The sequence below is a fragment of the Acidisphaera sp. S103 genome (assembly GCF_009765975.1).
Lineage (GTDB): Bacteria > Pseudomonadota > Alphaproteobacteria > Acetobacterales > Acetobacteraceae > Rhodopila.
The window spans coordinates 61,688-62,059 of sequence record NZ_LMUJ01000104.1; the positions used below are offsets into that span (position 1 = coordinate 61,688).

Sequence of the window (372 nt, forward strand, 5' to 3'; positions counted from 1 at the left end):
CGACGCGTATACGCAACGAACGGCGTTCGCCGCGATGCTTGCCAGCCATCTGTCCGATGGCACCCGGCCCGACGGGAAGTCTGGGATCCGTTGGAATAACAAGGAATTTGCCGAATCCTTGCCGAGCAAACGCGCCACGGATGGGGTTATGGTAGAGCGCGCAGTGGCGAATTGGTGCAAGGGTAAGTTCTTGCCATTCGCAATTGAGCCGATTCTGGACGCGCTTTTCGGCAAAACAGCCGGAGTGCCAGGGCGCGGGAAGCTTCTGATGGCGTGGAATCGAGCGGTGCAAGAGACGCTTGATGCAGCCAAACCGCAACCGGCCCTAGGGGTCTGGGTTGGGGCGGGGCGGGGCCTTCGGGTGGGTCGGAG

1 protein-coding gene is annotated in these 372 nt (G+C 61.8%); it reads right to left on the bottom strand.

Annotated elements, in window-relative coordinates; translation table 11 throughout:
* Positions 1–292, bottom strand: a 292-nt coding sequence (locus GSQ89_RS38875; protein WP_216856556.1) for a hypothetical protein, incomplete at its 3' end; no start/stop codon positions are given.
* Between the last annotated feature and the right edge of the window lie 80 nt (positions 293–372).